Source organism: Rhodoplanes sp. Z2-YC6860, assembly GCF_001579845.1.
Lineage (GTDB): Bacteria > Pseudomonadota > Alphaproteobacteria > Rhizobiales > Xanthobacteraceae > Z2-YC6860.
The window spans coordinates 4,199,731-4,218,777 of the sequence record NZ_CP007440.1 but is presented as its reverse complement, the minus strand read 5'-3'; the positions used below and the strand labels follow the sequence as shown (position 1 = coordinate 4,218,777).

The following is a 19,047-nucleotide window of genomic DNA, read 5'->3' as shown; positions in this document are numbered from 1 at the left end:
GCGATGCCGTCGTCAACGACTTTTGGCGCGGAGTTGACCGTTTTGCGACGCGGGTCCCCACAACATCGGTTCAGCGGCGTGGTCGGGCCAAGCCCAGACAGCGGTCGCCTTGCAGGCAGAATTCGCGGCCCGGACGATCCGTCATAAAAGATTCGATATACCCGCCCTTGCGCTGCGTCACATAGACGGTGCGGCCGTCGGCGCCGCCGAACGCCAGGTTGCTGGGCTCGGCCGCAGTCAACGGAATCTCTCGCTCCTGCCTGCCGCTCGCATCAAGGATCACCACGGTGCCCTTGAGCATGCGCGTGACAAAGAGCCGGCCGTCGATATCGCTGCGGATGCCGTCGATGTCCTGGCCGTCGAATTTCTTGACCAGCCGCGGCGCGGCCAAGGTCGTGCCTTCGATGCGATAGGCCCAGATTTCCAGCGTTTCGGACTCTCCGACATAAAGTGTCTGGCCGTCCGGACTGAGATCGAGGCCGTTGGTGGTAGTCATGGCACGAGGACTTGTCATGATCTCGCCCGACACCGTGCCGTCGGCTGCGCGCGAAATCTTCCACACCCGCCCGTCGCGCCGCTTCCAGTTCGGATCGCTGGCGTAGATCGTGCCGTCGGCGGCGATGGTCATGTCGTTGGGCTGATTGAATTGATTGGAATGAAAGTACGTGGCCAGCGCAGTGCTGCCGGGCGCGGCCACGAAGATGTTGTGCTTCTTGTAGTCGGCGATGAACATCCGACCGTCACGAGCGAAGCGGATCGAGTTGCCGATGCTGCCTTCAGGCAGTGTCAGAAACAGTTCGGATGCATTCGCGCTCGGCTTCAGGCGCCCGATGGTGCCGGCCCTCTGGAAGTTCACGACATAAAGATTGCCGGCCGTGTCGACGGCTGGCCCTTCGATACCAAAGGTATATTCGCCGCTCCGCGCGATCTGCCGGCTCTGAAACAGTACAGGTTCGGCCGCAACGAGGCCGCCCGCGAACAATGCGCCGAAGCTACAAAGAATCCAGGTTGCGCGTCTCAAGGTAATATCCATCGCCATCCGCGCATTCGCCGTTCAGGAAGATATCCGCCGGTCGGTAGATGCGGCTGAAACCAGGTTTCTCTTGGGCGTTTTTGTCGACCACCACAACAACATGACCTGAAGGAATCGCCCCGCAAAGCTTGCCACTGCGGTCACGGAAGCCTCGCTCGACGCGGCCAAGCCGCACGCGCATGCGCTGGCCGGGCACCATGGTGGCGACCAGGTTGTCGACGGTGTCGAGCAGCCGCCGATAGGCTGCATCCTTGAGCAATTCCCGACCATCGGGCGGCATGACCTTCTCGCGGCCCAGGCCGCGCAGGCGGGCACGCAAGCGACCGGATTCCGGGTCGCCGGGATAGACCCAACCATCCTGGGACAACACAAACCGTAACGCCACAATATCGCGTTGTTCGGAACTCTGCTGCGGCTTGAGGCCAAAGTCGGAGTGGCATCCAGAGCAGTGCTTTTCGACGAGATCGGTGCGTAGCTGCGTCAGCCGCTCGCGGTTGCCTTTGTCTTTCGTGACATAGCCAACGAGTTCGTCGATCTGCAGATCGCTGCGCACGTTGCACGGCAAAGGCTTGGCCTTCGCGTCGGCGTCCTTGTCGATCCGGATGATGGTCGCGTTCTTGTCCTCGACCAGCCAGATCGCACCATCCGACGCAACCGTCATGCCGACCGGCGCGCCTTGCGGCCGCACGCCGTTCACGCGATGCCATTCGCCGATCAACTCGGTGAAGGCCGCGGCTGGCACCGCCTTCTCGCGATCGGTCTGGAACGGCCGCGACGGCTCGGCCGCACAGCTCAAGTTGTAGTGTACCGGCGCAGGATGGATGACCGGAAAGCCTTTGGCATCGACGTCATAAAAAATCACCCGGCTGCCGGCCGGCCGGTAGCCGTGGAGACCAACGATCAGCTTGCCGTTCAATTCAGGAAACCGGCTGCCCTGGTAGTACAGCATGCCGAGCGGCGCGCCATGCGGCGGCAACAAAGAATATGGCGCGCGATAGGCCGCGCCATTGTTGCAAAAATCTTTGTAAGGGCCGCTCGCCTGCAGGAGCGTCTTGAATTCCTGACTCGCGGTCGAAAGGTCGTAGCAATAGGGCCAGCCGTAGTGCCTGCCCCGCTGTAGCGCGTTGATCTCCTCGTTGGGCTTCAGCGGGTCTTCGAGATCGCGCGCGTTCTCGGCCTGCAGAAATGCGAAGCCAGCGTCGGGGAACTCCGGATGGACAGCGAGCGCCATCGAATTGCGAAGCCCACGCGCGAATATCTCGCGCGGCGGATTTGGATCGCCGGGCTTCAGCGCCGGAAAGATACCGCCAGTTGGCGGCGTGAAAGCCCAGATCGCGGCGAGTGGGGAAGCGCCCTCGCCTGCGGCGCAAGGCTTGTTGGCCGGGCCCTTGGCGACACAAGCATCGGTCGGCGCGCCGACATTGACGTAAAGGCGGCCGGTCTTGTCGAAGACGAAGGCCTTCATCAGGTGGACGCTTTCGGCGACCTTCGTGCCGTCCGGCAGCGTGATGTTGCGCGATGGCAGGCCTTGAACGACAGTCTCGACGGTGTCTTTGGGCGTCGCGGCCAGCGGATCGAAGCGGAAGATCGTTTCGGTTGTCGAGCTGTAGACCTTCCGATCCAGCCCGATCACAAGCCCGAACGGATAGTCGACGCGCTCCAGCAGCACCTTGATGCGGCGTCCCGCAGGTTGCGCCGGATCAAACAACAGCAAGCGTCCCTTGAAGGCCCCCCAGGCGCCCATGTCTGCAACGACGAAAAGATCGTGGCCGGGGATTTGGACAATCGATCGTGGAAACTGCAATCCATCGTCCCGGCTGGCGGCAAGGCCCGCGCAATATCCGGCGCGCGTGCCGATCCGCAGCTTCGGATAGTCGTAAGGCGCAGCACCGCAACGCTCTGCGCCGGTTGCGTAGCGGCCCGGCTTCGGGGCTTGCGCCAGCGTCCACTCGTGCGTTCCTTCTTGCCCAAACGACGCGGCAATGGATGCCATCATGGCTAAACACAAAAGGGCTGCGCGTTTCATGATTCAGGGATGCGAGTGAATCTCATGACGATGTAGCATCGAGCGGCAAACAACGCTTAACTGACATGACCCGGAACGGAAAGCCGGCAAGAACCGTGAATAACATCAAAAGGGAGCACCCGACCGGATGGCACCGCACATTGCGATCATCGGCGCCGGCATGGGCGGGCTGACGCTCGCCTCAGCGCTCGCTCGCCACGGCATCACGACGCGGATCTACGAACAGGCCAAGGGTTTCGTCCGGCTGGGAGCCGGCATCCAGATGAGCCCCAACGCCATGAAGGTCCTGCGCGGCATCGGACTCGAACAGCGCATTCGCGCGCGGGCGTTCCAGCCGCAGTCCTGGACCAACCGCGACTGGGACACCGGCGCGCTGACCAACGAACTGCCGCTGGGTGCGCAAGCCGAAGCCAAATACGGCGCGCCGTACCTCCTGATGCATCGCGGCGACCTCCATGAGGCGCTGGCGTCGCGAGTGCCCCAAGAACAGATCGCGCTCGACAAGAAGCTGATCGACCTGGATTGGCGTTCCGGCGGCGTTACGCTGCGCTTTACCGACGGCAGCAGCGTCAAGGCCGACGCCGTGGTCGCAGCCGACGGCATCCACTCGCGCGTCCGCGAGCTATGGCTTGGCCAGGAGAAGGCCAACTACACCCGCCGGGTCGCCTACCGCACCACGTTTCCCGCCGCACTGCTCAAGGGCTTTGAAATCGATCAGTGCTGCAAGTGGTGGGGGCCGGACCGCCACATCGTGATCTACTACGTCACAGCGAACCGCGACGAGGTCTATTTCGTCACCAGCGTGCCGGAGCCGGAGTTCACCGTGGAATCCTGGTCGGCCATCGGCGATCTCGGCAAGCTCCGCGCGGCATTCACAGGCTTCCATGAACAGGTGCAGCGCGTGGTGCAAGCCTGCCCCAGCGTGCACAAATGGGCGATCGTCGACCGCGATCCCCTGCCCGCCTGGAGCAATGGCCCGATGGTGCTTCTCGGCGACGCAGCGCATCCCATGACGCAATACATGGCGCAAGGTGCGGCGACGGCGATGGAGGACGCCGTGGTGTTGAGCCGCTGCATCGCCGAGCAGCCGCAAGACTTGCCGGCGGCTTTCGCGCGCTTTGCCAAAGCGCGGCGCGAACGCACCGCGCGCATTCAGGGCACCTCGCAGCAAAACACCTTCATGCGCCAGCCGACCAATCCGGACTGGGTCTATGGCTACGACGCCTGGAGCGAGCCGCTGCCGGAATACGCCTGACGCGACCTGTTATGGCCTGACCGGCTTGAAATCCTGATCGGGAAAGCTCGAGGCATCTGGCGCCTTGATGACGACGAAACCGACATTCGCCGCCTGATGGCAGGCGTTGCAGCCTTCCGAGAGCTGGCCGAATGCCTTGACGAACTGGGCGCTATCCTTCGCGTCGATTGCCTGCTCAACGTCGGCCATCGGCCCCTTCTCGACCGCTTCAACCATGCCACCGAGCGGCAAGCCCTTCCAGCGCGGCCAGGACTGCACCACCCGGTCAAGCGCCTCCTGGAGCTGATGCAATTCATACTTCGCGAGCGGCCAGTTCGCCTCGCGGCCGGCAAGCATGATCTTGGCGTGCCGTGGCTGGATGGTCGCGGTCATGAGATCGCCGACGCCGGGCCGGTAAGCCTGCGGCGGTTGCGGCGCTTGCGCTGCCGCCGTGATCACAGCCGCAACCAAGCTCAAGCCAACAAGCACGCTCCCCGCCAACAGCCGCTTCATGGCGTCACTCCCGCGAAAACTCACTCCTGCATCGCGACATCGCGCTTCGCCCGCAATGCCGGCAGCGCGATGATGAGCATCAGCACCGCCGCCCCGATCAGGAACGCCGCCGACAGCGGCCGGGTGAAGAACACCGAGACATCGCCGAAATTGATCATCATGGCGCGCCGCATCTGCTCTTCCATCATCGGGCCGAGAATAAAACCGAGAATGAGCGGTGCCGGTTCGCAGTCGAGCTTGATCAGAATGTAACCGACCGCTGTGAGCGCCGCGAGCACATAGACGTCGAATATCTTGTTGTCGACCGTGTAGACGCCGATGCAGCAGAACACGAAGATCGCCGGAAACAGCAGCCGATACGGCACGGCGAGAAGCTTCACCCAGAGCCCGATCAGCGGCAGGTTCAGCACCAGCAGCATCAGGTTGCCGATCCACATGCTGGCGACGAGGCCCCAGAACAGCTCCGGCCGTTCGGTCATCACCTGCGGGCCGGGCTGGATGCCCTGGATCATCAGCGCGCCGATCATCAGCGCCATGGTCGGGTTGGACGGGATGCCGAGCGTCAGCATAGGAATGAACGAAGTCTGCGCGCCGGCATTGTTGGCGGATTCGGGCGCCGCCACGCCGCGAATGTCACCCTCGCCGAAATGGCGCGGGGGCTTGGCGATCTTCTTCTCGAACATGTAGGCGGCAAACGAGGCGAGCAGCGCGCCGCCGCCCGGCAGTATGCCGAGGATCGAGCCGAGGCCCGTGCCACGCATGATCGACCAGAAGCTCGTCTTAATGTCGTCGAGCGACGGCAGGACGCTGCCGATCCGCTCCTTGTAGACATCGGTCTTGTCGGTATGCTCCAGATTCATCACCACGTCGGTGATGCCGAAGAACGCCATGGCGAGCGCGACGAAGCCGATGCCGTCGGCCAATTCGGGCGCACCGAAGGCGAAGCGGATCGAGCCGGAATTCACATCCGTGCCGACCAGCCCCAACAGGATGCCGAAACACACCATGGCAATCGCCTTGATCACCGAGCCGCGTGCCAGCACCACGGCAGCGATCAAGCCGAACACCATCAGGGAGAAATACTCGGCCGGGCCGAACTTCAGCGCGACGTCGGCGAGCGGCGGCGCGAAATAGCCGACCACCAGCGTCGAGATACAACCGGCGATGAACGAGCCGATCGCCGAGATGCCGAGCGCCGGCCCGGCGCGTCCCTTGCGCGCCATCTGATGGCCGTCGAGCGTGGTGACGACCGAGGACGACTCCCCCGGGATGTTGACCAGGATCGCCGTGGTCGAGCCGCCGTACTGCGCGCCGTAATAAATGCCGGCCAGCATGATGAGCGCGGGCGCGGGTCCAAGCCCGAACGTGAACGGCAGCAGCATCGCGACCGTCGCGACCGGACCGATGCCGGGAAGCACACCGACCAGCGTGCCGAGGAAGCAGCCGATGAAGCAGTAGATCAGGTTCTGCCAACTGAGCGCGACGCCGAGGCCGAAGGCGAGATTGCCAAGCGTTTCCATCGCTCAGAACTCCGGCCAGAGCTGGATCGGCAGGCCGAGGAGCCAGGCGAACACGCCGACCGAAAACACGATCAGCAGAACGATAAGACCCGCGATCTCCAGCGGCTTGCTCTCGGCCGACGCAAACGCCGCAACCGCCACCAGCGCTGTGACTGCCGCGACCAGCCCGAAATGCGCCAGCACCACGCCGAACAACGAGATAGCAATGATGCTGATCAGGATCGGCCGAGCCTGCAGACGCGGCACCGGCGGGCCGTCGATGGCAAACGACCGGACAGCAATGATCAGACCAAGACCGGCCAACAGCGCGCCCACCAAAGTGGGAAACAGCGCCGGTCCCATGCGGTGCATGTTGCCCATGTTGTACTGGGTGGACAGCAGCATGAAGCCCAGGGCCACGGCGATGAAGAACAGGCCGGCCCAGAAATCCTTCGGTGCACGAATTCGCATAATTCTTACTCCGCCTCATCCTGAGGAGCATTGCGTAGCAATGCGTCTCGAAGGATGGGGCGGCCCCATGCTTCGAGACGCGACCTACGGTCGCTCCTCAGCATGAGGCCGGGAGAGAATGGCGCAATACGGCGAGGAATCACGATCAGTCCGCCCTGATCTTCGCCTTCGCAACAATGTCGCTGAGCTGCGTCGCGGTCTTTTTCACACGGGCGTCAAGCTCCGCCGGGCTCGACGGAATGGTCTCGACACCGCCCGTCGCGAAGCGCTCCTTGACGTCGGGCGCACCAAGGAGCTTCACCACCTCGGCGTTGAGCTTATCGACGATCTCCTTCGGCGTGCCCTTCGGCGCGATCAGCAGCGTCCAGTTCGACAGGTCGACGTCCTTCACGCCCTGCGACTGCAACGTCGGCCATTCCGGATTAAACTTCGACGGCTGCGCACCCGTCACCGCGATCACCCGCAGACGTCCTGCCTTCACTTGCGGCGCCACCGATGAACTCGCCAGCACGCCGATCGGAATGTCGCCCGCGGCGAGCGCGGCCGCTGCCGGCGCGCCGCCCTTGTAAGGAATGTGTTGGTACTGCGTGCCGGTGTTGAGCGCGAGCCACTCCATCGCGATCTGGTTGACGCTGCCGTTGCCCGGGGTCGCATACGAAATGCGGCCGGGCTGCGCCTTGGCCGCGGCCAGCACATCAGCCACGGACTTGTATGACGTGCCGGCATTGGCCGCCAGCACCATCGGCGCGTCGCTGATCGTGGCGATCGGCTCGAAGTCCTCCCATTTGTAGGGCATGTCCTTGAACAGCGACGGATTGACCGAAACATCGCCGACGGTGGCCATCACAAGGGTGTAGCCATCCGGAGCCGACTTGGCGCCGGCCGTCATGGCGATGAAGCCGTTGCCGCCGGGCCGGTTCTCGACCACCACCTGCTGGCCCCAGGCCTCCGTCAGCTTGGCGCCAACGATGCGCGACGCGATATCGGCGATGCCGCCCGGCGCATAGGGGACCAGAATATGGATCGGCTTCGATGGATAGGTCTGCGCGGAGCTCTGCGTGGCCATGGGCCCCGTCAGCGCAAGCCCCATAATCATCGCTGCCAGTATCCGCCGCATTCCATCCTCCCGCGCTGTTTTTATCCGGCCTAACCCTGCATGACACGGCGGCTTTTGCAATCCTGGAAATGACCCGGCCGGCGCGTCATTGACGCATCGGTGGGTTCAGTTCCGAGCCGCGGTCGGATAACTGTGGTGGCTCGTCACCGTCGAAAGGATTCTGCCATGAGCGCCGCAAAAGCCAGAAAAGCCAAACCGGCGCGCACCAAAGCGAAGGCCAAGGTCAAACGCGCAAAAGTCAAAAGCACTAAAGTCAAACGCGCCGGGCCCAAAAGCGCGAAGACAAAGACCGATACAAGACGCGCCAAGCCGACGAGTGCCGCACCGCAGATGGCGAGGCCGTTCCGTTTCACGGCCGCGCACACCGTGCAAATCCGATTTCCCGGCGAGAAGAAGCCGGAGAATTTCCGCGTCGACGACATGGTCGAGGCGACCATCGCGACGCTCAGCGGGGAGAAGAAGCTCTATTACCAGTATCGGCTCGTCAGCAACGACAAGACCGGCCCGGGCGGCGCTGAACGCCACTTCTGGTTTTTCGACCCGAAGCCAGTCGGCCTGCCCGATCCGATCGGCCCGAGCCTGTGGGCGCCGACAGACGAGCAAACCGTGGATGGCCACGAGGTCGTTGGCGCCTGCTCCGGGAATTTCAGCACCCGGAGCGTGACGAGCTACGACGGCTCGGGCTCCCGCCACGTGGTGAAGCTCGGCGGCGAGCCCAAGCAACCGAAGCACCGCATGCGTCTCGAGTTGAACGGCAAACGCGAGTTCTGCGAAAGCCTCGAGGTTACGGTCGGGAAGAACGACATGCTGACAGTGGCGGGTTGATCTCTCCCGCCGCTATTTGGCTTTCTCGATCTTCGTCACAGTGAACTGCCCATTCACCTGCTCCGGCTCGAACCTGATCTTGTCGCCCGCTTTCAGCCCCTTGAGCATCGCGGCATCGGGCGCGCGGAACACCATGGTCATGCCCTCGTCCATGCCGAGCTTCTTGATCGGCCCGTGCTTGATGGTGACCTTCTGCGCGCTTTCGTCGACCTTGGTGACCTGACCGGCGATCATGTCCTGACTTTGCGCCGTGGCTGTCAGCGGCCCGGCGGCGACCAAGGCCAGAACTGCGGCGATGCGTGCGACGTATTTCATGTTTCGCGCTCCTTCCATTCCGATCACTTGACGATGACCTTGCCGTGCATCCCGGCCTCGAGATGACCCGGGATCAGGCAGGCGTATTCGAACTCGCCGCGCTTGGTGAAACGCCAGACCATCTCGCCGCTGTTGAACGGCGCGAGTCGCTTGGCGTTCGGATCGTCGTGCTCCATGTGTGGGAACTTCTTCATCACCGCGGCGTGCTTTCGGTTGTCAGACTTCGACGCCAGCATGAATTCGTGGTCCCAGGTGCCGTTGTTGGTGATGACAAAGCGGATCTGTTCGCCACGCCGGACTTCGACGAGGGCGGGCTCGAACAGCATCTTCTTGCCGTCTTCCAGCATCGAGACTTTCACGACGCGCGCAGGCTTGTTCGGATCGCCCGGCTGGCCGGCCGAGAATGCCGTGTGACTGTGAGCTTCATGGGCGTTGAGGCGCGACGGCGCGAGCGCAGCGAAGGCTGCCAGCGCGCACGGCACGAACAATCGACGAAGCAACATGTTTCTCTCCTCAGTGCTGATGTTTTGAATTCGGGCGGGTGCCCGGCTTGATGACGTTGAATTCGGCGGCCGGGGCGCGCGAAGGCTGCGGCTCCGAGCGCCGCACCGGCGGTGCGGCATTGCCGGTGAACTCGTAGGCCACCGTGCCGGGCGGATGCTTGTATGGGCCGGGGTCGCTGTAGTCGCCGGCCGCAAGCCCTTCGCGCACCTTGATGACCGAGAACATCCCGCCCATTTCCATCGGCCCGTATTGGCCGAAACCCGTCATCATCGGCAGCGTGTTGTCCGGCATCGGCATTTCCATCGCACCCATGTCGGCCATGCCGGCCGAACCCATCGGCATGTAGTCCGGCACGAGCTTGCGGATGGTCTTGGCGACCGCCTTCTTGTCGACGCCGATGAAGTTCTTCACATCGTGGCCCATCGCGTTCATGGTGTGATGCGACTTGTGGCAATGGATCGCCCAGTCGCCCGGCTCGCTCGCCGCGAACTCGAAGACGCGCATGGCTCCGACCGGCACGTCGGTCGTGACCTCGGGGATACGCGCGCTCTCCGGCACCCAGCCTCCGTCGGTGCAGGTCACCGTGAACGGCTCACCGTGCTTGTGGATCGGGTGATTGGTCATGGTGAGATTGCCGATCCGCACCCGGATGCGTTCGCCCAATCGGCACACCAGCGGGTCGATGCCGGGGAACACCCGGCTGTTCCAGGCCCACAGATTGAAGTCGGTCATGGTGGTGACCTTCGGCGTGTAGCTACCGGGGTCGATGTCGTAGCTCTGCATGATGAAGACGAAATCGCGGTCGACCCGCCGCTCGTTCGGATCGCGCGGATGCACCACGAAGGCGCCCATCATGCCCATCGCCATCTGAACCATTTCGTCGGCGTGCGGGTGGTACATGAAGGTGCCGCTGCGCTTGAGAACGAATTCGTAGACGAAGGTCTTGCCGGGCTTGATGTGCGGTTGCGTCAGCCCGCCGACGCCATCCATGCCGTTCGGCAAAATCATGCCGTGCCAGTGCACCGTGGTGTGTTCGGGCAATCTGTTGGTGACGAAGATGCGCACCTTGTCGCCGTCGACCGCCTCGATGGTCGGGCCCGGCGACTGGCCGTTGTAGCCCCACAGATGCGCCTTCATGCCGGGCGCGAATTCGCGCACCACAGGCTCGGCGACCAGGTGGAATTCCTTCCAGTCGCCGTTCATGCGCCACGGCAGGCTCCAGCCGTTCAGCGTGACGACCGGCTGATAGGCCGGGCCGCTCGAAGGCACGAGCGGCGGCTGCATGGCGGGCGACGTTACGGTCACGGCCTCGGGAATGCTCGCGGCCTGGGCGCGTCCGCTGATCGCGGATGCGCTTGCGAACAACGCCCCTGAGGCGCCAAAGAAATTGCGGCGGGACATGGTCATGCGGGTCTCCTCTAGTTGTGGCCTGCGGCTTCGGGAGCCGCGGCCATCGCGCCGGACGCAGGGCTTGTGCCGGTCGTGTCGCCGCCGAGCACGGCGGCCTGCACGTTGGTGTCGGCGAGCCAGTAGTCGCGCTGCGCCTCGATCGCCGCCGTGGTCGAAGCGATGCGTTCGCGCGCTTCCGCGAGCAGCGCGAACACATCGATCTGCATCGCGTTGTAGCGAAGCAGTGTCTCGTCCGAGATGACCTTGCGGAGCGGCAGCACCTCACGCTGGTAGTGCCGCGCGATGTCGTAGCTACCGCGATAGGCGTGATAGGCCTCGCGCGCCTGCGAGCGCACATTGACGGCTTTGGCGACGAGACGATTGACCGCGCCCATGTAGGCTTCCTCGGCCCCGCGGACGCTGGTCTCGCCGAAGTCGAACAGCGGCACCTCGAAATCGAGGCCCACGCCGCGTTCGGTGGCCTTGTCGCCGCCAGGCTCCTGCACGCGCTTGGAGATGCCCGCGACCTCGACCACGTCGAGAAAGCGTGTTGCGTTGGTGAGACCGTAGGACTTCGCCAGCGCCGCGACCTCCATGCGCGCGATCTGCAGATCGAGCCGGCGCAACACCGCTTCCCGCTCCACCGATACGGCGGTCCGCACGCGGCCCGGCAGCGCCGGGAGCGACGACGGCAGCCGGAACCCGAGGTCTGAGCCCCAGAGGCCGATGGCGCGAACGAGACGCTCGCGCGTGCTGGTTTCGCGCTGCCGCGCCGTCGCGAGCCGCGCCGTCATCTCGGCGTAGAACACCTGGTTCCGCGCCTGATCGAGCTTGTTCATGGTGCCGGCTTCGCCAAGCTTGACGGCCAGCTGGGACGCGGCGTCCGCCGAGCTTTGCGCCTGGGTCAGGAAGCCCGCGAGATCGCGCGCCGCGACCGCCTCGTAATAGGCGCGACGGGTTTCGACCGCGACACGCAGCGTCGCGTTGGCGGCGCGGAGCTGCGCCTGATGGAAACGGTCGGTGGCGATGTCGGCCCGCGCCGGCAATGTGGCGAGCGAAAGGATGCTGAGCGCGACCTGCGCCTCGGCTTCGAGCGCACCGCCGCCCGCGACCCGCGACAGCGAAAACCTCGGATTGGCCGGCAGGCTCGCGCGGATGCGTGCGGCCTCAGCCTCGCCGAGCAGATTGTATTCGGCCTGCAGGTCACGGTTGTTGAAGAGCGCGATCTGCACGGCGGTGTCGGCGGTCAGCGGTCGCTTGAGCAGCGTCTGGACGCGGTCGCGCGCTTCGTCCGCCTCCGTGTCGCTGCGCAACGCAACGGTCTCCTTGCGCAGCGGCTCACCCGCGTGGCGCGCGACGGCGTCCATGCCGCGGTCGGCGGAAAATGATGCGCAGCCCGCCAGCATTGCGGTGCCGGCCAGCGCTCCGAGACAAAGCGTCCTGTGCATGACCGGCCTCATGGCTTCTGCTCCGGCGCAACGCTGTCGTTGCGCTCGCGCCACGGCGCGGGCTCGACCGGACGGCGGCTTTCGTAGCCGCGAGTCACGCTGCGATATGAGGATGTTGGAACACGCGCCGCGGCATCCGACGGATCCGCGCCGGCTTGCGGCCCAGGCGATATGGCGCAGCCCTGCACCAGCAGCATCGGCCCGCTCACGGCAAGCCACAACAACGCCCCCCGCCTCCGCCAGAAATGGCGGACGGAGCGCACAACACGATGCGCACGCATCAAAACCTCCATGTCGACAGCCACGACCAAGCGCAGGCGCAAACGCGCCCGACGCAGGCTTTTCGTCAGCCGTCAGACGTTCGGAGGTCGGTACGGAAGGTCAGGCTCGTCGCCGGAGAGCTTGATCACCGGCGCGGCAAATTCGGGCGAGCCGATACGCTCATGCCCGACGTCGACGCCAACTGCGTTGGCTAGCGCGCCCATGCAGAACACGCCGCAGCAGTCACCGGGCAGCGATTTGCCGCTGTGATCGTGGTGGGTCGGCGCGGAACCATGATCCTGATGCGAATGCATCGCACCGTGGTCGTGCCCCATGGCGGCATGATCATGCACGGCAACCACGTCGTCCGGAATATTGAGGCAATGCACCGCCATGGCGCCGTCGGACAGCGCCAGGGCCACGTGCGGCGCGAGCACGCACAGCGCGTAGGCCGCGATCAAAGCGATCACGGCCCGCATCCGCACAGCACGCCTGCCCAAAAGACGAAACATTCCGCTCCACCGACAGCGGCCCATCATATCGAATAGACAGAGGGCAATTCAACCGCGCAGGAATTATGCACGCATTCCTATCGCTGGCCGGAATGGCGGTGGCTCATCCGGGAGAGACACCGGCGCATAGTGATGGAACTGCATGGTAAACGTCACGCGGCCCTGGCCTATAGCAGGCACGGTATTGTGGTAGCCGAGCATGGCTGCGAGCGGCGCAAGCGCGCTGACCGCCACCATGTCATCTTGCTGAGTTTGCTCCTGCATATGTGCATGACGCGAGCCGAGATCGCGGATGACCCATGCCGCGCAGTCCTGCGGCGCGAGGACCTCGACCTTCATGATCGGCTCGAACAGCGTCGCCCCGCCCATCTGCAGCGCCTCGCGGAGTGCCATGCGCGCCGCTATCTCGAATGCCAGCTCGGATGAATCAACATCATGATATTTGCCGTCGACCAGCGACACTTTCAGGTCGACCACCGGGAAGCCGGCGAGGACGCCTGAGCTCAGAACCGAATCGAGGCCCTTCTCGACACCCGGGATGTACTCCTTGGGCACCGCGCCGCCGACGATCCCGTTGACGAACTCGAAGCCGCTACCCGGCGGCAGCGGCTCGGCGACGATCTTCACGGACGCGAACTCGCCCTTGGGGCCAAGCCGCCTCTTGTGGGTGTATTCCACAGTCACTGGGCGGCTGATCCGCTCAAGGTACGCGACCTGCGGCGTCCCGATATTGGCTTCCACCTTGTAGGTACGCTTGAGAATATCAATCTTGGTATCGAGATGCAGTTCGTCAGTGCCCTTGATAATGGTCTGGCCGCTCTCGGCATCGGTCGAAAAGCGGAACGACGGGTCCTCGGCGGCGAGCTTCGCTAGGACCGCACCGAGCTTCTGCTGGTCCGCCTTGGACTTCGGCTCGATTGCGATTTCCACCAGCGTTGGTGCGGGATGGCGGCCGATCATGGATGCATCTCAATGCGCTGTTCGTCTCGCACCGCAACAGCGAACCACCTTTGCACATGGAAATCCGCGCGGCGCTTCCGGCGCTCCTGGAACCTATCTACCATAACCGTGTGACTTCATCTTTGCGCCACCGGGGGCACCAAATGGCACCATCGATGCAAGAACCAAGACCGCTCATTGCGGCGCTTGGACCGCACTACGACAAGACCCGCGATCTCTCATGGTTCGTCGTCCGCGCCACAGCGGGCGGCATGTTGCTTGTGCACGGCATCAACAAAGTGTTGAACGTCGGCGTCGCGACGTTCGCGACCAACAGCATGGCGCGGCGCGGCATCGAGCCGGCGCTCGCAATGGCCTACGTGATCTTCTTCCTGGAGACGATCGGCGCGGTCTGCATCATTCTCGGCCTGTTCACCCGCCTGATCGCGGGGATGATCTTCGTCGAATTCCTGGTGATCATCTTCCACGCGCACTGGGGCGGAGGCTTCGCCGGCTTCAACTGGAATCGGCAGGGCGGCGGCTGGGAATATCCGCTGTTCTGGGAGTTGATCTGGCTGGCGATCCTGATGCGCGGCGGCGGCCCCTATTCGCTCGACGCCAAGCTCGGCCGCGAGCTTTAGAACAGCAGCGCAGATCGATCTCTAGGCTAGGATCGAAATCGACCTGGCCTCCGGGTTCACCTCGACCTGCGCGCCATGCGGAATGGCCGTGGTGATGTCCTCATCGAAGCCCGCCAGCATCGGCACGTCGCCGAGCGCTGCGCCTTGGGCCAGGATCGGGTTCACCGAGTTGAAAACGAGAGCGAGCGGAACGATTCCACGCGCTTGCATCTCGTGCAGCATCCAGGCGGTGGCGACGCCGCCTTTCGCGGTGTCGAGCACCAGGATCTTGCCGACATAGGACTGGCCCACGAGCTTGTGGGCCGGCCGCGAGAACACGCCTTTGATGCGGTCGAGATCGTAACGCGCCGAAAAGCCGTCATGGGCCACCAAAGCCTGTCCGCGCACCGTGCGCCCCATGGCCTGCCGGGCGCGGAAAATTTTCGTGCTCATGACAATTTCCCGCTAACGGCTGCGTTCACGCAGGATTCCATCGAAGCCAGCATCGGCCGGTAGCCGTAGCCGCCCAGAATGTTGACCAGCTTGGCGCTGTTGGTGGCGAGCCGGTTCCAGCCTTTCGCGTCGGCGATCTCGCGCGCATAGGACTGGTAGAAGCACATGCCCGACAGCACCGAGCCGCCGGCGCCTTCGATGAGCGCCGTGTAGCCCATGCGGTCGCAGTCCGGCTTCACTTGCGGGCTGGTGACCGCCAGCAGCGGCACCTTGAAACGCCGGCCATCGCAGAGCGCCGCCAGATCGCGCAGTTCGTAAAGGCTCAATTGCGGCGCGGAGAACACCACGACGTCGACGGTGTCGTCGACCAGATACGACTTCTGCAGCACCTCGATATCGGTCTTGGTGACGCGATGGCCCGGCAGGCCCGCCGACGCCACGTCGGACAATTGCCGTGCCTCGGGCGTGATCCCGACCCAATGAAACAGCGCGGTCGAGCCGAAGCTCGCCATGGCGGCGCCGAAGTGCTTGAGCTGATCGGACTTCGGCACGCCCTCGCCGCCTTCGATCACCGGCACCGCCCAGTAATTGCCGGCAAGCCTGCCGATCACGCCGCCCAGAGCGCCCCATTCGTTGAGCGTCGACGGCGTGAAGTCGACCACGACACGGAGCGTCGCCCGGCGCTGCTCCGGCAGATGGAAACCATAGCGCGGCGTGCGCCCGGTGATGCCGGCGGCGAGCGCCGACGGCCCGCCCTCGAAGTTCGAGCGCGCGGCGCAGACCGAGTTGGAATAGATCACCACGCCGGTGTCGCCATAGGCGACGTGCTCATAGGCGATCGGCGCCTGCACGGTCTGATAGTTGATGCAGGTGTCGGTCATGGTGACGCCGAGCTTGACGAAGGCGTCGATCGCGCGGCGCTCGAGATCGAGCATGGCCTGCGTCTGGCCGAGCGTCGCGGCCTTGGCGAAGTCGGTGCCGCGCGGATCGGTGATGGTCGGCACCCGCACCTGCCGCTGTCCTTCGGCGATCGTGGCGAGCTTCTCCAGCCAGCGGACGCCGGCTTCGCCGAGGCTTTCGGTGTCGGCCATGATGTGCGCCTGCGTCACCGGCACGAAATTGTCGGCGCCGAAGAATTCGCCGACCGATTTCTGGTGCGCGAGCGCCTGCTGCGGCAGCGGGCCGAATTTGCCTGCGAGGATGTCCTGTTCTTCGTCGTTGAGCTTCATTCCCTGTCGTCCCGCTTAGTCCATGCTGGCGCCGGAGTCGCGCACCGCCTTGCCCCACTTGGCAAGCTCCGCCCGTTGGAAGTCGGCAAACGCCGCGCCGCTCAATGCCATGGGCGCGACGCCCAACGGCTCGAGCTTGGCGCGGAAATCGCCGCTGCGCACGATCCTGGCGGTCGCATCGGACAACGCGGCCGTGGCGTCGGCCGCAAGACCGGCTGGAGCAAACACCGCCCACCACGCGGTGGCCTCGAAACCCGGATAACCGGACTCGGCGATGGTCGGCACGCTCGGCAGCACCGGTGAACGCGTCTTGCTGCTGATCGCCAGCGCCCGGATCTTGCCGCCCAGCACATTCGCCAACACGGATTGCAGCGGGTCGAACATCAGCGTGATCTGGCCCGCGATCAGGTCAGTCAATGCGGGTGCGCTGCCGCGATACGGCACGTGCTGGAGCTGGATGCCGGACGCGGCCTTGAATATCTCGCCCGTGAGATTGCCCGGTGTGCCCACGCCGGCCGAGCCGTAGTTCAGTTTGCCGCTGCTGCGTTTAGCGAGCGCGACAAGTTCTGCGACGTTGTGCGCCTGGACCGATGGATGCACGACGATCGCAACCGGCGCCGTCGCGACGAGCCCGATCGGCGTGAAATCTTTCACCGCGTCATAGGGCAATTTCTTGTACAGGCTGGTGTTGATCGCATGAGTGCCGACCGTCGCCATGAGCAGCGTGTGGCCGTCCGGCGCCGACTTCGCCACCGCATCGGCGCCGAGCGAACCGCCGGCGCCGCCGCGATTGTCGATGATGACCGTGGCCTTCAGCGCGTCGCCGAGCATCTGCGCCAGCGGCCGCGCCACGATGTCGGTCGGCCCGCCGGCCGGGAACGGCACGATCAGGCGAATCTGCTTGCCGGCAAACGATTCCGCGCGGGCCAGGCCCGACGCAAGAACGGCGCTGGCCGCGGCAGCGCCATAGGCCAGAAATCGTCTTCGCTCCATGACCCAGCCTCCTGGTGCGCGACAGGCAAAGCTTACGAAACTGGGTGTTGGCCGGCAAATCTTCACGCTGCCAAGCCTTTACGGCCGTTCCGCCTTGATTTGGCGGTCAATCGCCTATAGCTGATCGCCGGTGAAAACACCCCGCGCCACCAGAAAACCCAACTCCAAAACCACGGCCCAGACGGCGCCGGCGGTGAGCTTCGTCTCGCTCGGTTGCCCGAAGGCGCTGGTCGATTCCGAGCGCATCATCACGCGGCTGCGCGCTGAAGGTTATGAGCTCAGCCGCGAGCATAAGGGCGCCGACCTCGTCATCGTCAACACCTGCGGTTTCCTCGATAGCGCCAAGGCGGAGTCGCTCGACGCCATCGGCCAGGCGCTCGCCGAGAACGGCAAGGTGATCGTCACCGGCTGCATGGGCGCGGAGCCCGAGCAGATCACGGCCAAGTTTCCGAACCTGCTCGCGATCACCGGTCCGCAGCAATATGAGAGCGTGGTCGCCGCAGTCCACAAGGCCGCCCCGCCGCAGCACGATCCGTTTCTCGACCTGGTGCCGCCCGAGGGCATCAAGCTCACGCCGCGCCACTATGCGTATCTGAAGATTTCCGAGGGCTGCAACAACCGCTGCACCTTCTGCATCATCCCCAAGCTCCGCGGTGACTTGGTGTCGCGGCCCGCCGCCGACGTGCTGCGCGAGGCCGAGCGGCTGGTGACGGCGGGCGTCAAAGAGCTGTTGGTGATCTCGCAGGACACCTCGGCCTATGGCGTCGACATCAAATATGCGGCGAGCCAGTGGAAGGACCGCGAGGTCAAGGCCAGGTTCCTCGATCTCTCCCGCGAACTCGGCACGCTCGGCGCCTGGGTGCGGCTGCATTACGTTTATCCCTACCCGCATGTCGATGACGTCATCGAGCTGATGTCCGAGGGCGTGGTGCTGCCCTATCTCGACATTCCATTCCAGCACGCAGCGCCCGATGTGCTCAAACGCATGAAGCGGCCCGCCGCGCAGGAGAAGACGCTGACGCGGATCGCGCGCTGGCGGGAGATTTGTCCCGACATCACCCTGCGCTCGACCTTCATTGTTGGCTTCCCGGGCGAGACCGATCAGGACTTCGAACTGCTGCTCGACTGGCTCGACGAGGCCGCCCTCGATCGCGTCGGCTGCTTCCGCTACGAACCGGTCGCCGGCGCGGTATCCAACGATCTCGCCGCTCCCGTGCCGAAGGATGTGGTCGAGGAGCGCTGGCATCGCTTCATGCAGCGCCAGCAGGCGATCTCAACGAAGCGGCTGAAGCGCAAGGTCGGCACCCGCCAGCAGGTGATCATCGACGAGGTCGGCCCCTCGGTCGCCAAGGGCCGCTCCAAGGGCGACGCGCCGGAGATCGACGGCGCGGTCTATGTGGCGAGCCGCAGACCGCTCCGCGTCGGCGAAATCGCGACGGTGAAGATCGACCGCGCCGACGAGTACGACCTGCACGGCACTGTGGTCGGATTCTAGCTGTCATCTGGCACCGTTCTCTCTCCGCCCTCGTCCAGAAGGCATCGCGGAGCAATGCGTCTCGAAGGACGGCGCGGCCGCACGGTTCGCGATGCTTGCTTGCGCTACGCGCGGGCTCGCCCTCACCCATGAGGCTGGGAGACAGTCGGTTGAGGTCGCGTCGTCGCGACT

General features: G+C 64.5%; 19 protein-coding genes and 1 pseudogene. 4 read left to right on the top strand and 16 right to left on the bottom strand.

Annotated features, from left to right (window positions below):
- Nucleotides 1-70 precede the first annotated feature (70 nt).
- The gene (locus RHPLAN_RS19510; RefSeq protein WP_068031529.1) at nucleotides 71-1,033 is read right to left on the bottom strand and encodes an SMP-30/gluconolactonase/LRE family protein; all 963 of its coding nucleotides are present in this window, start codon (nucleotides 1,031-1,033) and stop codon (nucleotides 71-73) included.
- Nucleotides 993-3,029, bottom strand: a complete 2,037-nt coding sequence (locus RHPLAN_RS19505) for a PQQ-dependent sugar dehydrogenase (RefSeq protein ID WP_157100360.1) — start codon at nucleotides 3,027-3,029, stop codon at nucleotides 993-995. The genes RHPLAN_RS19510 and RHPLAN_RS19505 overlap by 41 nt, the downstream gene beginning before the upstream one ends.
- Nucleotides 3,030-3,186: 157 nt before the next feature.
- Here RHPLAN_RS19505 and RHPLAN_RS19500 point away from each other — a divergent pair, with 157 nt between their 5' ends.
- On the top strand, nucleotides 3,187-4,314 hold the full coding sequence (locus tag RHPLAN_RS19500) for an FAD-dependent monooxygenase (protein ID WP_068021012.1): 1,128 nt from the start codon (nucleotides 3,187-3,189) through the stop codon (nucleotides 4,312-4,314).
- A gap of 9 nt (nucleotides 4,315-4,323) precedes the next feature.
- Here RHPLAN_RS19500 and RHPLAN_RS19495 read toward each other — a convergent pair whose 3' ends face one another.
- The 4 genes from RHPLAN_RS19495 to RHPLAN_RS19480 form a co-directional block, all read right to left on the bottom strand.
- A complete protein-coding gene (locus RHPLAN_RS19495) occupies nucleotides 4,324-4,806 on the bottom strand; it encodes a hypothetical protein (protein ID WP_068021010.1) in 483 nt (160 codons plus the stop codon).
- A gap of 20 nt (nucleotides 4,807-4,826) precedes the next feature.
- On the bottom strand, nucleotides 4,827-6,326 hold the full coding sequence (locus RHPLAN_RS19490; protein ID WP_068021008.1) for a tripartite tricarboxylate transporter permease: 1,500 nt from the start codon (nucleotides 6,324-6,326) through the stop codon (nucleotides 4,827-4,829).
- Nucleotides 6,327-6,329: 3 nt separating this feature from the next.
- Nucleotides 6,330-6,776 (bottom strand): tripartite tricarboxylate transporter TctB family protein, encoded by a 447-nt coding sequence (locus RHPLAN_RS19485; protein ID WP_068021006.1) that lies wholly within the window; start codon nucleotides 6,774-6,776, stop codon nucleotides 6,330-6,332.
- Nucleotides 6,777-6,921: 145 nt separating this feature from the next.
- Complete coding sequence (locus RHPLAN_RS19480; RefSeq protein ID WP_084245209.1) at nucleotides 6,922-7,893, bottom strand: Bug family tripartite tricarboxylate transporter substrate binding protein; 972 nt, start codon at nucleotides 7,891-7,893, stop codon at nucleotides 6,922-6,924.
- A 165-nt stretch (nucleotides 7,894-8,058) separates the two neighbouring features.
- Here RHPLAN_RS19480 and RHPLAN_RS19475 point away from each other — a divergent pair, with 165 nt between their 5' ends.
- The gene (locus RHPLAN_RS19475; RefSeq protein WP_068021003.1) at nucleotides 8,059-8,718 is read left to right on the top strand and encodes a hypothetical protein; all 660 of its coding nucleotides are present in this window, start codon (nucleotides 8,059-8,061) and stop codon (nucleotides 8,716-8,718) included.
- A 12-nt stretch (nucleotides 8,719-8,730) separates the two neighbouring features.
- On the opposite strand, the gene RHPLAN_RS19470 is transcribed toward RHPLAN_RS19475, so the two are convergent.
- The 7 genes and pseudogenes from RHPLAN_RS19470 to RHPLAN_RS19440 form a co-directional block, all read right to left on the bottom strand.
- A complete protein-coding gene (locus RHPLAN_RS19470) occupies nucleotides 8,731-9,033 on the bottom strand; it encodes a copper-binding protein (protein WP_068031526.1) in 303 nt (100 codons plus the stop codon).
- A 23-nt stretch (nucleotides 9,034-9,056) separates the two neighbouring features.
- The gene (locus RHPLAN_RS19465; protein ID WP_068021001.1) at nucleotides 9,057-9,536 is read right to left on the bottom strand and encodes a cupredoxin domain-containing protein; all 480 of its coding nucleotides are present in this window, start codon (nucleotides 9,534-9,536) and stop codon (nucleotides 9,057-9,059) included.
- Nucleotides 9,537-9,546: 10 nt separating this feature from the next.
- Nucleotides 9,547-10,944 (bottom strand): multicopper oxidase family protein, encoded by a 1,398-nt coding sequence (locus RHPLAN_RS19460; RefSeq protein WP_068020998.1) that lies wholly within the window; start codon nucleotides 10,942-10,944, stop codon nucleotides 9,547-9,549.
- Nucleotides 10,945-10,955: 11 nt separating this feature from the next.
- Nucleotides 10,956-12,374 carry a TolC family protein gene (locus RHPLAN_RS19455; protein WP_157100359.1) on the bottom strand — a complete coding sequence of 473 codons (1,419 nt, stop codon included), beginning with the start codon at nucleotides 12,372-12,374 and terminating at the stop codon, nucleotides 10,956-10,958.
- 8 nt (nucleotides 12,375-12,382) lie between these two features.
- Nucleotides 12,383-12,655: a hypothetical protein gene (locus RHPLAN_RS19450; protein WP_157100358.1), complete on the bottom strand. Its 273-nt coding sequence runs from the start codon at nucleotides 12,653-12,655 to the stop codon at nucleotides 12,383-12,385.
- Nucleotides 12,656-12,727: 72 nt separating this feature from the next.
- A complete protein-coding gene (locus RHPLAN_RS19445; protein WP_157100357.1) occupies nucleotides 12,728-13,105 on the bottom strand; it encodes a hypothetical protein in 378 nt (125 codons plus the stop codon).
- A gap of 105 nt (nucleotides 13,106-13,210) precedes the next feature.
- Nucleotides 13,211-14,092, bottom strand: a pseudogene (locus tag RHPLAN_RS19440) (translation factor GTPase family protein); the annotation flags it as partial.
- A gap of 170 nt (nucleotides 14,093-14,262) precedes the next feature.
- Here RHPLAN_RS19440 and RHPLAN_RS19435 point away from each other — a divergent pair.
- Nucleotides 14,263-14,727, top strand: coding sequence for a DoxX family protein (locus RHPLAN_RS19435; RefSeq protein ID WP_198164419.1), 465 nt, complete (start codon nucleotides 14,263-14,265; stop codon nucleotides 14,725-14,727).
- Between the two features lie 21 nt (nucleotides 14,728-14,748).
- On the opposite strand, the gene RHPLAN_RS19430 is transcribed toward RHPLAN_RS19435, so the two are convergent.
- Genes RHPLAN_RS19430 through RHPLAN_RS19420 form a run of 3 tightly spaced genes read right to left on the bottom strand, consistent with a single transcriptional unit; the run spans nucleotide 14,749 to nucleotide 17,381 of the window.
- A complete protein-coding gene (locus RHPLAN_RS19430) occupies nucleotides 14,749-15,159 on the bottom strand; it encodes an aconitase X swivel domain-containing protein (RefSeq protein WP_068020988.1) in 411 nt (136 codons plus the stop codon).
- The gene (locus tag RHPLAN_RS19425; RefSeq protein WP_068020986.1) at nucleotides 15,156-16,388 is read right to left on the bottom strand and encodes an aconitase X; all 1,233 of its coding nucleotides are present in this window, start codon (nucleotides 16,386-16,388) and stop codon (nucleotides 15,156-15,158) included. The genes RHPLAN_RS19430 and RHPLAN_RS19425 overlap by 4 nt, the downstream gene beginning before the upstream one ends.
- A 15-nt stretch (nucleotides 16,389-16,403) precedes the next feature.
- A complete protein-coding gene (locus RHPLAN_RS19420; RefSeq protein ID WP_068020984.1) occupies nucleotides 16,404-17,381 on the bottom strand; it encodes a Bug family tripartite tricarboxylate transporter substrate binding protein in 978 nt (325 codons plus the stop codon).
- Nucleotides 17,382-17,511: 130 nt separating this feature from the next.
- Between RHPLAN_RS19420 and rimO the strand changes: the two genes are divergently transcribed.
- Nucleotides 17,512-18,876, top strand: a complete 1,365-nt coding sequence (gene rimO, locus RHPLAN_RS19415; protein WP_068020982.1) for a 30S ribosomal protein S12 methylthiotransferase RimO — start codon at nucleotides 17,512-17,514, stop codon at nucleotides 18,874-18,876.
- The last annotated feature ends 171 nt before the right edge of the window (nucleotides 18,877-19,047 follow it).